Raw genomic sequence first — 15136 nt, forward strand, 5'->3', positions numbered from 1 at the left:
CTGGAGTCACGGCTATCCCATACTGAGTATTTACAAGGTTTAATTTATATAGTGTCCTCCCCCCACAATCAATAGTAAACTTTTGCCGGTTTTGGACTTTATTGCGGAAGCGGTGCAGAAGGCGTACAAAGCGCTGTCCAAAAAGTCCGATTGCCGGAAAAACACCCGCCAACCATAATAGAAAGCGCAGCCACGGCAATGTAGTGAAGCGAACTAGCCAGGCTGCTTATCCATACGGAGGTGAAGGTAAATGAAGCAAGGAGCGGCAATGGGGGCAGCAGAGATCAGCGCGGGTACAAGCTTCCGCCGCAGCAGGCGCGAGCAGCGCTTCAGACGTCTGAAGCGGGACAAATGGCTCTACATACTGCTCAGCCCCGGACTCCTATATTTCCTGGTGTTCAAATATGTACCGATGTGGGGAGTGCTGCTCGCCTTTAAGGATTATCAGCCTTTTCTGGGCTTCTGGAAAAGCAGCTGGGTCGGATTGGAGCATTTCCGCACGTTTTTTCAGAATCCTGATTTCTTCATGCTGCTGCGCAATACGCTGGTGCTGTCGCTGTATAATCTGGTGTTCTTTTTCCCGGCACCGATTATCCTGGCCCTGCTGCTGAATGAGATCCGGCTGTCCTTCTACAAAAGGACGGTTCAGACGCTGATCTATGTGCCCCACTTCATCTCCATGGTCATCGTCGCGAGTATCTCTTACGTGTTCCTTACGACCCAGGGCGGTGCGGTCAATGAATTCCTCTACACAGTTACCGGGCACAAAATTGATTTCCTCGCCAATCCAGACTGGTTCCGCCCGATGATTATTCTGCAGACCATCTGGAAGGAATGCGGCTGGGGGACGATTATTTTCCTCGCTGCGCTGGCCGGTGTCGATGTGGAGCAATATGAAGCCGCCGTGGTGGACGGAGCCAGCCGCTGGCGCCAGACCTGGCATATTACGCTGCCCGCGATCCGCAGTACGATTGTCATTCTGCTGATTTTGCGGATGGGTACGATTCTGGATAACGGCTTCGAGCAAATCTATCTGATGATGAATGCGCTGAACCGCGAGGTGGCCGAGGTCTTCGATACCTATGTGTATGCGCTGGGAATTACCCAGGGGGCATTCAGCTACAGCACCGCAGTCGGCTTGTTCAAATCGGTAATCGGGGTCGTGCTGGTGCTCGGCACCAACTGGCTCGCCAAGAAGTCAGGCGAATCTGGATTATATTGAAAAGGAGGCCAAGAGTGTGGCTAAACGTTACCGCAGCGCCGGAGAGATTACCTTTGACGTGTTTAATTACCTGGTGCTGGGCATCATCGGGATCGCGGCCATTCTGCCGTTCCTGTTTGTCGTCGCCGGTTCCTTCGCCACCGAGGCGGAAATTACGAAGCGCGCGGTCTTTCTGGTTCCGACGACCATTTCGCTGGACGCTTACCGGTTTATTTTCTCCACGGATACCATTGTCCGTAGCATCGGGGTGTCGCTGTACGTGACAGTGATCGGGACGGCAGTCAATCTGTTCTTCACGGTTACCATGGCGTATCCGATGGCGAAGCGGTACCTGATGGGCCGCAATCTGATCCTCAATCTGGTGATATTCACGATGCTGTTCGGAGGCGGGATGATTCCCACCTATCTGGTAATCCGGGAGCTGCATCTGCTCGATACGCTGAATGCCTTAATTCTTCCGGGGGCGATCAGCGCCTTCAACCTGATTATCGTGAAGAACTTCTTCCAGGAGCTTCCCGCTGAGATGGAGGAGGCGGCGCGCATCGACGGTTGCACGGAGCTGGGGCTGCTGTGGAGGATTGTGCTGCCGCTGTCGAAGCCTGTGCTGGCGACGTTCACCCTCTTTTATGCGGTCGGACACTGGAATAACTTCTTCTCGGCGCTACTCTACATCAATGACCCGTCCAAGTGGCCGCTGCAGGTGATGCTGCGCCAGATCGTCATGCTGTCCCAGTCGGCAGCGGGGGATCTCAGCTCGATGGACCCGAACTTCGTGCAGCCGCCGGAGCAGTCGATCAAAATGGCCGTCATCGTGGTCGGCACCCTGCCGATTATGTGCGTGTATCCGTTTCTGCAGAAGCATTTTGCCAAAGGGGTGATGCTGGGTTCAGTCAAAGGGTAAGCGGTTAGTCAACATATAAAGGGAGGCCAAGTGATGAAGAAGATGAAGCGGAGTGAAGGTTCACGGTCTGCGAAAAAAGGGTTGTTCATGCTGCTGGCTATGATTATGCTGCTAAGTGTATTGTCCGGCTGCGGCGGAAACGGGGAGAATGCGGGTGCGGGACAGAAGGACCCTGCCGCTGACAGCGGGAAGACGGACGGTACAGCCAAGGGAGAGAAGCCGCTTGAGCTGACGCTGATGCTGCCGATTTTCAAAACCAATTATCCGAAGGACGGCAGTCCGGTCGCCGCCAAGCTGGAGGAGCTGACGAACACCAAAATCCATTTCGAATGGGTGCCGAATGCATCGTATGCCGACAAATTCAACATTACGCTGGCTTCCGGCAAGCTGCCTGATATTATGTATGTAGGCGACGTGAAAGCGTCCAGCTTCGTCAATGCGGCCAGATCCGGCGCTTTCTGGGAGGTGGGTCCGTATCTCAAGGATTATCAGAATCTCAGCGGGGCGAAGGAGGTCATTCTGAATAACTCGGCCATCGACGGCAAGAATTACGGGATCTACAGAGGGCGGGCGCTGGGACGTAACGGCGTGGTGTTCCGCAAGGACTGGATGGAGAAGCTGGGGATTGAGAACCCGAAGACGGTGGATGATTTCTATTCGATGCTGCAAGCGTTCAAGGAGCAGGACCCGGACGGCAACGGCCAGGCGGATACGTACGGCATGGTGCTGGTCAAGTGGACCGGCCAGTGGGCCAGCGGCTTCGATACGATGAAGCTGTGGTTCGGATCTCCGAACAAGTGGGGCGTTCAGGAAGGGAAGCTCGTGCCTGAGCATGAATATCCCGGTTATTTGGAAGCGCTTAAATTTATGAAAAAGCTGTACGATGAGCAGCTGATCAACGCCGACTTCGCGGTGATGGACAGCTCCAAATGGAATGATCCTGTCGTCAACAACAAGGCTGGTGTCATCGTCGATGTGGTCGATAACGCGGCACGGCTGGATGACAAGATTCATGCCGCCCTCCAAAAGGAAGGCAAAGATGAGCCGGAACGTCATTATATGGATGTTATCGGCGGTGTGAGCGGAGCGGACGGCGCGCTGCATACTCTCCCGACCTCCGGCTTCTCCGGCATGCTGGCGATTCCGAAGTCTTCGGTCAAAACCGAGGAGGAGCTGAAGCAGGTGCTGGCCTTCCTGGACCGGCTGAATGATGAGGATTTGCAGACGATGTTGAACTATGGAATTGAAGGCGTGCATTATAAGCTGGTGGATGGATACATCGAACGCTCCAGCGATACCGTTCTGCTGGAATCGGAAGTGGAAGGCCTGAACCAGATGCTGCCGTTCATCCCTGAGGACAAGGCGAAGCAAGTGAAACAGACCCCGCTGCGGCTGAAGCAGACCGAGGTACAGAAGACGAATGAAGCGACGATTGTGACCAATCCGGCGGAAGCGCTGATCTCGGCAGTCTATACGCAAAAAGGCTCACAGCTGGATAACGTAATCAACGATGCGCGCATCAAATTCATTGTCGGTCAGATGGATGAGGCCGGGTTGAAGTCCGCTTTTGAGGTATGGCGGAAGACCGGCGGAGATGAGCTTGTGAAGGAAATGAACGAATTGTACGCCTCAGCGGGCAAGTAAAACCCGGTCCTGCTCCAGTCTCCGGCCGGTCTGAGCCCGCTGCGGCTGCATAGCTGCAACTCTAAACTAAGGATTCGGCTGGTGAATGCAATGGAGAATGAAGGGGCAGGAGCACGGAACAGGTATACGCGAGGCCGGACAGGACGCAAGGGCCGTTATTACCGCAATAATCTCATTATTGTGCTGATCGTCTCGTCCATTCCCGGGCTGATCATCGGGCTGCTGGTCTATTTTATGGCCGGGGGAAATCTGGAGAAGGAGCTGCTCCGGATGCATAACCGGCAGATTGAGCAGCGGGCGGACAACATCAATGATCAATTGTCTAATCTGGAGCTGATGCTGGCCCACTGGGCATTCGATCCGAAGTTCGACTACGGGCTGAGCAACATGGATTTCATCCGCAATCATGAACGGGCCTGGGATATTACGAAGACACTGGTAGTCATGCAGGGCTCGAATTCTATGGTGCGGCAGGTTGAGCTGTATCTGGCCGGTAAACAGCCGGTGCGCTTCGGCACGGAGTACGGGACGCTGGCTGCGGAGGAGGAAGTACTGTACTCGAAGCTGCTGAAGCAGGAGCGGAGCACGTACTGGACGGAGTGGGCTTTTGAACCGGAGAAGCCGGAGCAGAAGGAGCTGACGCTGGTGCACCAGATCCCCGGCGGCAGCCGGGAGCCCTTCGGGGCGCTATTGCTGCGGATGGATACAGAGAAGGTATCGGCGATGCTGCGGACCATGACCCCGTACAGCACGGGGGAGGTGTTCATGGAGCAGAAATCCGGCGGGCTGTTCATCTCGGGGGCCGGGATGGATACCCCAACGCCGCTCGTTACGGCGCTGCGGGCTGCTATTGCAGCCAGAGGCAGCCAGGATAGCGGGTCCTTTCTGTATGACTGGAACGGGGTTACTTATGCGGTGACCTATGGTGATTTCTCGCGGATTGCCAGTGAATGGCGGTATGTATCGGCTTCGCCGATTTCCAGCGTTACCTCTCCGGTGGTCTGGCTGTCCCGGATGATTATTCTGGTCAGCTTGTGCGCCTTGCTGCTGGCGGCAGTCCTGTCCTGGATTGCCTCCCGCAGAATCTATTCGCCGGTCCGCCGTCTGCTTCAGACCCTGCTTCCCGAGCATGCGGCCTCCGGGGACCGGGTGGATGAGCTGACGCTGATCGAGCGGCACTGGCAGAACCTGCACGGACAGCAGCACGCCCTCGAGTACACGCTCTCGGAGCAGCTTCCGCATGTGCAGCAGAGCTTCCTCCACCAGCTGTTCCAGGGGTATCTGTATGCCTATTCCGAACAGGACTTGCAGAGCCGGATGAAGCAGTACAAGTGGGAAGTGGAGAACTGTACCTTCGTGGTGCTGTATATCCAGCTGACCGGCATCTCCAGCCTGGAAGCCAAATTCCGCAGCGGTGACGAGAGTCTGGTGTCGTTCGCGGCTGTAAATATCATCGGGGAGCTTGCTAAGGAGCATTTCGGCCGGGCAGAGACGGTCAATCTGCATGACCTTACCTCCGGTATGCTGCTGATGGAACCGGGAAGCGGCCCGGACCCGGCCCGCGTGGGGGCCTTCGGTGAAGAGCTGGCGGCTACCCTGAGCCGGATGCTTAAGCTTCAAGCCACGGTGGCGTACAGTGCAAGGATCGGGAGCATCTCCGCGGTTCCGCGGTCCTTCGAGGCGGCGAAGCAGGCGGCCAGTCACAGCAGGTACGGGGGCGGGAACCAGATTATCAGTCTAGAGCAGCTGGAGCGGGAGGGGCAGGGCACACCTATGCCGCAGTATTCCTTCGCGCTGGAGCGCGGGCTGATTCAGGCGCTGCGGACCGGCGAAGCGGAGGAAGCGGACCGGCTGCTGGAGGAATTCCTGGAGACGCTCTCCGCAGGCGGCGCGAAGGTGATCGACGTACAGCAGGGGATGCTGCATCTGCTCGGCGCGATCCTTCATGCGGTGCTGGAGGCCGGGATGGCCCAGAGCCAGCTATTCGGCGGCAGGAATCTGTATGCCAGCCTCTCGCAGATCCATGAGCCGGGGCTGATTCTCTCCTGGTTCCGCACACAGGTTATCGCTCCCTTCCTGAAGGAGCTGTGCGAGCGCTCCGACGCCGGGATAAGGCGGACCATTGACCAGGCGATGCTGTATATTCAGCAGCATTATATGGACAATATCTCACTGGACAGCTGTGCGGATTATACAGGGACCAGTCCTTTTCTGCTCAGTAAGTCGTTCAAGCGGGTCACCGGGCAGAATTTCATTGATTATGTAACGGAACTGCGGCTCACCAAGGCGAAGGAACTGCTGCGTGACACCGATCTGAAGATGAACGATGTCGCCTTGCAGGTTGGCTATCAGCAGAGTTATTTCAACCGGATTTTCAAAAAACAGGAGGATATCACTCCGACACGTTACCGTGAACTGATCCGGCAGGAGGGGGAGAAGGAGAATGGGACCCGGTAAGCGGGGACCGGCTTCAGAATGACAGCGGCTCACTTTCCGTGATCCCGCGTCCGCAGGCCTCCTGCTCCGGCAACGGCTCAATCGTCCAGGTGATGTCCCATCAAGGAGATGACAGAAGATGACCTCTTTATCCTCGGCCCTGCCAGTCCAGTTACGATGGCTGAAGCCGCCTGCTGCGGCTGCGGGGGTGACCTGGGGTGTCCCCTGGTCCAAGGGAGATCTGAAGCGCGGAGAACTGGCCGCGCTATATCTTGGCGGGGCGGATAACGGCTCCCGCCTGCCGCTGCAGAGCCGTCCGGCTGCGTATTGGCCGGACGGCAGCATCAAATGGTCCCTGCATTCTGCCGTATGCCCTGAAGGGAGTACGGCAGGATATACGCTGCAACGCTCTGCCGGGCAGAGCGCTGTGTCCGCAGCCTTTCAGCTGTCCGTGGCAGAGACAGAGGAGGCTTATATTGTCGATACAGGCAGCATTCGTTGCACCGTGGTCAAGCATGGCCCGGGCGTGATCTCGCGGATTATCCGCCGGGGAACGGCGGAATCCGGGGGACCGGACGATGATCATGGATATTACAGAGCTGCGGAGGCGGTGACGGGTTCAGGTGCGGGTACGAGTGCGGGCGTGAGTGTGGGCACGGTGGCTGGTGAGCGTGCAGGTGCGAGTGCGGATGTGAGTGTAGCTACGGATGCAGGTGCAGATTCAGCCGGTGCAGCTATAGGCGCGGCGAATCAACCCTGCCCGGCAGAGCAGTTGGTGTGCAGCGGAAGCGAGCTGCTCTGTCTCCGCGAACAGCGGGACATCCTCAGCGGGGAGCTGAAGCTGCGGCAGGAACGGTTCACCGGAGTGACGCTGAAGGCCAGCCTGGAGGAGCGGGGACCGGTGCGTGCCGTGATCCGGCTGGACGGACGGCACAGAAGTACAAGGGGAGCCCGGGAATGGCTTCCTTATACTTTGCGGCTCTATTTCTATGCCGGGCTTGCATCCATCCGGCTGGTGCATACCTTCCATTATGACGGCAACCCGCAGCAGGACTTCATCAAGGGGCTGGGCCTGCTGTTCAAGGTGCCGCTCAGCGGTCCGCTGTATAACCGACATGTCCGGCTGGCGGGCAGCGGGGGAATCTTCAGCGAATCCCCCAAGACGCTGCAGACCCGCAGAACCCGGGGCAAATATGCCGGTATGTTCGCCGGGCAGCTTGAGGGGCAGAGCCAGCACTTTGATCCCGTAGAGGATGCGTACTTCACGGGACTGCTCCAGGATTCGGCGGTATGGGATGACTTCCGGCTGGTGCAGGATTCGTCTGAGCATTATGCCGTGCATAAGCGGACAGGGTCGGACTGCACCTGGATTAAAGGGGCGGAAGGCCGGCGGGCAGGCGGACTGGGCTATGTCGGCTCTGACGGCGGAGGCTTGGCTGCCGGAGTGAAGGATTTCTGGCAGAAGCACCCCTCCGGGCTGGAGATCAGCGGCACCTCCGGCGCGGAAGCGGCGTTAACGGTCTGGTTCTGGACGCCGGAGGCACAGGCGATGGACTTGCGCCACTATGATACGAAGACGCATGTCGAGTCCTCTTATGAAGGCGCGGAGGAGCTGCGGGCAACCCCTTACGGCATCGCCAATACGAACGAGCTGACCTTGTGGTGTACCGCGCGGACGCCGGATTCTGGTCAGCTTCGGCAGATGCAGCAGCAGGCGGATGAACCGCCGCTGCTGGTCTGTGAGCCCGGGTATTACCACCGCAGCCGGGCGTTTGGACTCTGGAGCCTGCCGGACCGGAGCACGCCGGCCAAGGCGTACCTGGAGGAGCGGCTGGACGGAATCATCAGCTTTTACCAGAAGGAGATGGAGCAGCGGAAGTGGTATGGCCTGTGGGATTATGGCGATTTCATGCACAGCTATGATCCGGTCCGCCATGTCTGGAATTATGATCTGGGCGGCTGTGCCTGGCAGAATGCCGAACTGGTACCGAATATGTGGCTGTGGGTGAGCTTTCTGCGGACCGGACGCGCGGATATTTACCGGATGGCAGAAGCGATGACCAGGCATACCAGCGAGGTGGATGTGTATCATTTCGGGGAATATGCGGGTCTTGGCTCCCGGCACAATGTCGTGCATTGGGGCTGCGGCTGCAAGGAAGCTCGGATTGCTATGGCGGGCCTGCACCGCTACTACTATTATCTGACCGGAGATGAGCGGACCGGCGACATCATGGACAGTGTGAAGGATGCGGATTATTCCACGGTGAATCTGGACCCGATGCGGGCTTATTTTGCGAAGGATGAATTCAAGACGCATGTGCGGGTGGGGCCGGACTGGGCCGCGTTCAGCTCTAATTGGATGACCCGCTGGGAACGTTATGAGGATACGGCCTACCGCGACAAAATCCTAACCGGCATCGACTGCATCAAAGCAGTCAATCTGCGGCTGATCTCCGGGCCAACCTACGGATATGATCCCACAACGGGAATTCTCAGTCCTATGGGCGATGACAACTGGGGACGGCATCTGGCGATCTGCATGGGCGGGCCGCAGGTGTGGTTCGAGCTGGCCATGATGCTGGAGGACCCGGAGTGGGAGGACATGCTGGCGGAGTTCGGTGTCTTCTATAATTTGCCGGAGGAAGAGCAACGGCTTAGATCCGGGGGGGCAATTACAGGCAAGCTGCGCTTCGAGCATCCGGTGCTGAGTGTGGCTATTGCCGCCTACGGCGCATGGGTTAAGGATGACCGGGCGACGGCGGAACGCTGCTGGAGCATCCTGCTTGAGAATCCGTTCGGCACGGTCAATCTGCAAGCGGAGCAGAAGCAGGTGACTTCTATGGAAGCGCTGGATGAAGTGGACTGGATGAATACGAACGAAGCCTCACAGTGGTCACTGAACACGATTATTGCGCTGGAGCTGATTGCCGAAGCCTTGCCTGCACGCGATGGTGGAGCGGGTGATGTAGCTGATGCGGAAGCTGTGGGGAGTACGGAAACTGGAGCTGGTGCTGGAACTGATGTTGAGGCTGGTGCAGAAGCTAGGATTAGCGCGAGGGCCGGTGCCGGAATTGACCATAATGCCGGTGCCGAGAAAGGTGAGGTGGTTCAATGACTACGCTACAGGGTGGAGCAGATGTTCCTGAGGGCTGGCGGGAGATCTACCGCAATACGCTTGAGGGGCCCGCGCAGGTAGAGGGCTTCCGGATGGAAGGCGAGGGCGCAGTTACTTTTCCGCAGAGACGGTTAAGGCTGGAGAGTACCCGCGGGGCTGAGGAAGGACAGAAGGCGAATGTGGTTTTCTGGTGTTCTGAGGTTCTTCCAGCGGAGCTTGCCATCTCCTGGAGGTTCCGCCCGCTGCGCGAGCCGGGGCTGGCCATTCTGTTCTTCGCGGCTGCCGGTGCAGGAGGCAAGGATCTGTTCGACCCGTCCCTGCCGGCCCGCACGGGCGAATATGACCAGTACCACCATGGGGAGATGGATGCCTATCATATCTCGTATTTTCGCCGGATGTGGGAGGAGGAGCGGGCTTTTCACACCTGTAATCTGCGCAAAAGCTATGGCTTCCACCTTGTCGCCCAAGGCGCTGACCCGCTGCCGGATACCGCCGATATGACTGCGGACTACCGGATGCTGGTGGTGAAGCGGGGGGCTGCTGTGACGTTTGCCATCAATGAATTGCCGGTGCTGCAATGGGTGGACGACGGCTCGTCCTTCGGTCCGCTGCTCGGCGGCGGCAGACTTGGCTTTCGGCAGATGGCCCCGCTGATAGCGGAATATAGCGATCTGGTCGTCTATGCTCCCTGAAGCTGGGAGAGGTGGCTGGAGTCACGGCTATCCCATAGCTTAAAAAATATACAAGTTCAATCTATATAGGGATGGACGATTACGAAGGAGGTTTTACTGCAATGCCGGGAGTCTATTACTGCTACCCGCAAGGCCGTCATAAGGCGCTGACCATGAGCTATGATGACGGACGGCGGGCGGATGAACGGCTGGTCGGGCTGTTCAACCAGCATGGAATCAAGGGCAGCTTCCATTTGAATTCCGGGCTGCTTGGCGAAGGGGACCGTATCAGGGCTGATGAGGTTGCGGCTCTCTACCATGGACATGAGGTCAGTGTGCATACGCGGAGTCATCCGACGCTGGCGCGCTGCCCGCAGGAGCAGGTCGTGGAGGAGATTATGGAGGACCGCAGGGTGCTGGAAGGGCTGGTCCGCCAGCCTGTGCGAGGCATGTCTTACCCGAACGGCTCCTATACGCAGGAGATCAAGGCGCTGCTGCCGCATCTGGGCATTGAATATGCCCGGACGGTACAGACCACCGGGGGCTTCGCCCTGCCGGAGGACTGGCTGGAGTGGCAGGCGACCTGCCATCATAACCGGGAGCTGCTGGCTCACGGGGAGACTTTTGTGGAACTGCATAAGCGGCAGTATCTGTACCTGATGTATGTGTGGGGACATAGCTATGAGTTCGACAATGACCACAACTGGGACCTGATGGAGCGCTTCTGCGCCATGGCGGGCGGACGCGGCGACATCTGGTATGCGACGAATCTGGAGCTGGTGCAATATATGAAGGCCTGCCGGGGGCTGCTGTTCTCGGCGGCAAGGAATTTTGTCTGTAATCCGGGAGCGGCTGCGGTCTGGCTGGAGGTTGACGGTACGGCAGTCGAGGTGCCTGGGGGACAGACTGTGGATCTGGGCTGATACAGAACAGGGATAGAGTGAAGGAGGATGTATTGTGAATCATATGGATCATAGTCAAAAGCTGCACCGGCTGGCCGGATTGGATATCTCCGCCGCCGGTCCAAGATGTAAAATGCTGCTCGGCGATCTGGACGGGGACGGCCGGGCTGAATTGCTGCTGGTGCAGCCGGATAACCGCCAGGATGTGCGTTATATTCCCCATCAGGTGCAGTGCCTGACGGCGTACAATCTGGATGGCCGCCTGCTGTGGCAGACGGGAAAGCCGGACCCGGACGCAGGCAGCCAAGGCTCCGATTATCCGGCGCAGATTGCTGATATCGATGGTGACGGGGCTCTGGAGGTACTGTGTGTGATGAATGACCAGCTGCATATTCTGGAGGGGGCGACGGGCAAAGTCAAAGCGGTTCATCCGCTGCCGACAAAGGAGGCTCATGACTGCATCATTATTGCCAACCTGTCAGGCGGCGATTATCCTTCCGACATCATTCTCAAAGACCGCTACCATCAGCTGTGGGTGCTGGACCGGGACTTCCGGCTGCTCTGGACCCACCAGGGCAATTTGGGGCATTATCCCTGGGTGTACGATCTGGACGGTGACGGGCGCGATGAGGTAATGGCCGGATATGATCTGCTGAGCGCGGAGGGCAAGCTGCTATGGAGCTGCAAGGATCTGGACGATCACGCGGACTGCCTGTGGGTCGGCGATGTGAACGGAGACGGGGTGCCGGAGCTGGTCATCGGCGGCAGTGTGACGGTGATGTACGACCGTGACGGGCGCGAGCTGTGGCGGTACGAAGGCTCTGTCGAGTCGCAGCATCTGGCGCTCGGGCGGTTCCGCCCGGACCTGCCCGGCCTGCAGATTGCGGGCCTTGACCGTCTAGTCCGGGAGGATGACGGCAAGGGTCTGCGGGGCAAGGATGCTATGTTCCTGCTGGACCAGTCCGGCCGGGAGCTGTGGAAGGAAGAACGTACCACTGACGGCTGGCTTACCATTGTCGAAGCCGTCAGCCGATTCTGGCCGGATGCACCCGACTATATTCTGGCATACCGCCGGGGCGAAGCTGTGCTTCCCGCACTCTATGACGGCTATATGAATATCGTAGCCGAGTTCGCCGAGCAGGGTTATGCCGTGCACGGGGATCTGCTGGGCAGCGGAACGGAGCAGGTCATTATTTATACGGATGAGTTGGCTGCTGTCTATGCCGGTGAAGCCCTACCGCTGCAAGCGGCGCACCCCGGCCAGCCGCTGCCCCAGTCCAAACGCCTGTACAGCTCCACCCTGTACCCCGGCGGTGAGGTGGCGTTGTGATGGGGGGCGGGGACGAGAAGGCGGTGTTGAGTGCCGAGGAAGGGCATGCCGTGAAGGGTGCTGCATTGAGAGCGGAGTCGGCGAATAGTGATGCCGTGCAGGATAGTACATTGAGAGCGGATTCCGTGAAGAGTACCGTGAAAAGTGGCCCGCCGGGCAGCAGAGGTGAGGTTGCGCAGGCCAACGTCCCCGCCTACTTTGATCCGCGTCATTCCATCGTCCGTACCGCTGGAGATCATACAGAATCCATGCTGGCGGTTATAGCGAACCGCTATATTGGTGCGAATCCGCCGCAGCCTCCGGTCTACCGGGTGCATCTGGAGCACAGCTTCCCGCGGCTGGCGGATTGCCGGTACGAGATGAACCTGAAGGAGCGGCTGCCTGAGCTGCGGGACGGGGAATTTGTCTATGCCTGGGGGAAGCTGTGGAGCGATACAGACAGCGAAATCCCGCTCGCCCTCAGCTGCTTCGGTCCGGTGACAGTCTATGTCAACGGCATTGCCGTTTTCGCTTCCAATCTGAACGATGATGTGTTCCCGGACCGTAAGGCGTTCTTTCGTACCGGGCTGACGGCAGGCTGGAATCACTTCCTGCTGGAGTGTACCGCAGTCGGCATCGGCTGCGGCGGGATCTTCGGCACCGGGAGCGTGAAGGGCGCACCGCTGCATTGTCTGGCCCCGACTGCGGAGCGCAGCGGCTGCGAGGGCTGGATCTACAGCGCGCCGCAGCAGAGCAGATGGGCCCTGCAGCCGGAGGGCTGCGGCGCTCCAGAGGGAGAGGCTGCGGCGCACCGCGCAGAGCCTTCGCAGCGCGTCTGCTGCGGAGAAGCCGCGGAGGCCGCCGAAGCTGCGCTGGCGGCCCGCTGTGCCTGGTATCCGGCGGCCGGATGGCCGGATGACGAGGCACAGCGCGGGAATCTCGCGCGCGTGCTCGGCGCGGAGCCCGGCGCGAAGGCGCTGGCCTGGAGCAGGCTTGCGGTGAGCGCGCCGGGCGGAATGAACGTCCGGCTGTCCCTCCGCAGCCGGGATGTAGCGGCACTCAAGGTCTACGTAGATGGCAGGCTTGCCGCCATCCAGTCCGAAGAGAGTGCCGGCCTTGAGTGCATGCTGCCGCTGAGCTTCGGCAGCCATGACCTGCTGGTCGAGGCCGTGTGCGGCGGCCCCGGGTGGGGCTTCCGCCTGGAAGCAGCAGAAGCAGTTCCCCGTGTCCGGGCGGGGGACACGGGAGGCAGTTCTTGTGTCCTTAAAAGCTCCACCGGCACACTGAAGCTGGTGAGTCCTTATCCGGTGGAAGGGCAGACCGGGCCATGGTTGTACCTGGGCCCGTTTCTACAATCGGCGGCACCGCAGCCAATGGAAGCGGTCTCTATGGATGCTCCCTTCGGTGAAGGGGCGGAGGAATGCTTTTGGCGGGTGGACCGTCCTGGCGGTGCAGTCAGGCCCTATCTGGAGAGTGTGCTGTACGGCCGCTGGAATTATCCGCTCGGGGTAACTCTATATGGTCTGCTGCGTACCGGTCAGGCTCTGGCTGATCCTCATTATTCCGCTTATACTAGAGGACATATTGAGCAGTGTACCCGGCTTCATGCTTATTCGCTCTGGGACCGCAGCCGCTATGGTGCTCCGGGTATTAACCAGCAGCTGGCGCTCATGGACTCACTGGATGACTGCGGCTCCTTCGGTGCTACGATGCTCGCCGCCCATGCCGAACAGCCGCTGCATGGAGCGACCGAGACAGCGGCGTATATCGCCCGGTACATTCATGAGACGCAGTCCCGCGATGAGGAGGGGGCACTCTACCGGACACGGGGCACCACCGACTTCATGCAGGGAACGATGTGGTGTGATGACCTGTATATGAGTACTCCATTCCTGAGCAGGTATTATAAGCTGACGGGAGATACCGCTTATCTGGATGATGCAGTGTCACAATTTCTCCATTACCGTAATCGGCTATTCCAGCCGGAGCTTGGCATTATGCATCATGTGTATGACTACAAATTCAGCAAGCCGAACGGTGTAGCCTGGGGAAGAGGCAATGGCTGGGTGCTGTTCTCGCTGACTGAGCTGCTGGAGGTACTGCCGGAGCAACATCCGCAGCGGGAAGAACTGCTGGAGTATTACCGGCTGCTGTGCGAAGGATATTTACGGCTGCAGGACGCCGCAGGATTATGGCATCAGGTTCTGACCGATCCCGAATCTTATGCGGAGGCATCCTGTTCCTCGATGTTCGTGTATGCTTTTGCGCGCGGCGTGCGCAGAGGTTGGCTGACAGAGCCGTATCCATATACCGGTGCAGCGTTACGCGGCTGGACGGCACTGGCCGAGTACTGCATCGACCATCAGGGGAATGTCTATGGCGTCTGCCGGGGATCGGGCTATTCCTTCAACAAACTATATTACAAAGAACAACTCACCTGGCAGCTTAACGATACTCACGGAATCGGAATAGTGCTGCTGGCCGGTATTGAAGTGCTTGAGCTCACACGGGGGCTGGAAGCGCAGCGCATATAAGGGGAGCAGGCCAAATTTAAAGGGATAAATCCCATTGATTCAGCTGAAAGTGGGCGGTGAGCGAAAATGAGAGGGATAAATCCCATTGATGCGGATAAAAGTGGATGATGAGCCAAAATAAAAGGGATAAATCCCTCTAAGCCGTCAGAATGAAGAGCACAAGTGCCCCTGAATTTGCCAAAAGCCGGCCTGGAACGTAAATGAGGAGCACAAGTGCACTTGGATTTGCCAAAAGCAGGCCTGGAGCGTAAATGAGGAGCACAAGTGCCCCTGAATTTGCCAAAAGCAGGCCTGGAGCGTAAATGAAGAGCATTAGTGCACCTGAATTTGTCAAAAGCAGGCCTAGAGCGTATACGAAGCGCACAAATACCCCTGAATCTCCCATAGGCACGCCAAAAAACC

9 protein-coding genes are annotated in these 15136 nt (G+C 58.5%); all 9 read left to right on the forward strand.

Annotation, left to right across the window (positions count from 1 at the left end):
* Positions 1-250 precede the first annotated feature (250 nt).
* The 9 genes from C162_RS18995 (at position 251) to C162_RS19035 (ending at position 14734) form a co-directional block, all read left to right on the forward strand.
* On the forward strand, positions 251-1222 hold the full coding sequence (locus C162_RS18995; protein ID WP_036696559.1) for an ABC transporter permease: 972 nt from the start codon (positions 251-253) through the stop codon (positions 1220-1222).
* A 16-nt stretch (positions 1223-1238) separates the two neighbouring features.
* On the forward strand, positions 1239-2123 hold the full coding sequence (locus tag C162_RS19000) for a carbohydrate ABC transporter permease (protein ID WP_036696562.1): 885 nt from the start codon (positions 1239-1241) through the stop codon (positions 2121-2123).
* A gap of 42 nt (positions 2124-2165) precedes the next feature.
* The gene (locus C162_RS19005) at positions 2166-3767 is read left to right on the forward strand and encodes an extracellular solute-binding protein (RefSeq protein WP_156949662.1); all 1602 of its coding nucleotides are present in this window, start codon (positions 2166-2168) and stop codon (positions 3765-3767) included.
* 90 nt (positions 3768-3857) lie between these two features.
* Positions 3858-6224, forward strand: a complete 2367-nt coding sequence (locus tag C162_RS19010; RefSeq protein ID WP_051493685.1) for a helix-turn-helix domain-containing protein — start codon at positions 3858-3860, stop codon at positions 6222-6224.
* Positions 6225-6342: 118 nt separating this feature from the next.
* Positions 6343-9318: an exo-rhamnogalacturonan lyase family protein gene (locus C162_RS19015; protein WP_235218468.1), complete on the forward strand. Its 2976-nt coding sequence runs from the start codon at positions 6343-6345 to the stop codon at positions 9316-9318.
* On the forward strand, positions 9315-10010 hold the full coding sequence (locus C162_RS19020; protein ID WP_036696566.1) for a DUF1961 family protein: 696 nt from the start codon (positions 9315-9317) through the stop codon (positions 10008-10010). The genes C162_RS19015 and C162_RS19020 overlap by 4 nt, the downstream gene beginning before the upstream one ends.
* 101 nt (positions 10011-10111) lie before the next feature.
* Positions 10112-10912: a polysaccharide deacetylase family protein gene (locus C162_RS19025; protein ID WP_036696567.1), complete on the forward strand. Its 801-nt coding sequence runs from the start codon at positions 10112-10114 to the stop codon at positions 10910-10912.
* Between the two features lie 43 nt (positions 10913-10955).
* Positions 10956-12221 (forward strand): hypothetical protein, encoded by a 1266-nt coding sequence (locus C162_RS19030; RefSeq protein ID WP_036696808.1) that lies wholly within the window; start codon positions 10956-10958, stop codon positions 12219-12221.
* Positions 12221-14734 (forward strand): glycoside hydrolase family 88/105 protein, encoded by a 2514-nt coding sequence (locus C162_RS19035; protein ID WP_084648974.1) that lies wholly within the window; start codon positions 12221-12223, stop codon positions 14732-14734. Before C162_RS19030 ends, C162_RS19035 begins: the two co-directional genes overlap by 1 nt.
* Positions 14735-15136 lie beyond the last annotated feature (402 nt).

Source organism: Paenibacillus sp. FSL R7-269, from assembly GCF_000517865.1.
Lineage (GTDB): Bacteria > Bacillota > Bacilli > Paenibacillales > Paenibacillaceae > Paenibacillus_AQ.